This window comes from Streptomyces sp. BE20 (assembly GCF_036322525.1).
GTDB lineage: Bacteria > Actinomycetota > Actinomycetes > Streptomycetales > Streptomycetaceae > Kitasatospora.
On sequence record NZ_JAQYWW010000838.1, the window covers coordinates 1 to 386 of the forward strand.

At 72.3% G+C, this 386-nt stretch carries 1 protein-coding gene and 1 pseudogene; both read left to right on the forward strand.

Annotation, left to right across the window (positions count from 1 at the left end):
- Nucleotides 1-108 (forward strand): L-rhamnose mutarotase (locus tag PUR61_RS18020; protein WP_329879910.1); only part of this gene is annotated, 108 nt, incomplete at its 5' end.
- A pseudogene (locus tag PUR61_RS18025) lies at nucleotides 105-386 on the forward strand (hypothetical protein); the annotation flags it as partial. The gene PUR61_RS18020 and the pseudogene PUR61_RS18025, both read left to right, overlap by 4 nt.

Genomic DNA, 386 nt, shown 5'->3' on the forward strand with positions numbered 1-386 from the left:
GCGACCCGGGCGTGGTGGCACCTCACGGCCCCCTGCCAGGAACCCGTGGCGGGCGCCACACCGGGGCAGTGGTGGGCACCGACGGAACAGGTGTTCCCCAGGGAATGACCCCCGCCCCGCCCTGCGCCCCCGACCGTCCCCCACCTGTGAGAGGAAAGCCCGTGCCCCCCCCCCCCCCACACCCCCCCCCGATCATCGCGCGGGACACCTATGACATCCGCATCCCGACCACGCGGGAGTTGGACCGCTCGGACGCGATGAACCCCGACCCCGACTACTCCGCCGCCTACCTCGTCCTGCGCACCGACGCCCCCGACGGCCTGGAGGGCCACGGCTTCGCCTTCACCATAGGACGGGGCAACGAGGTGTTGATTGCAGGACTGGAC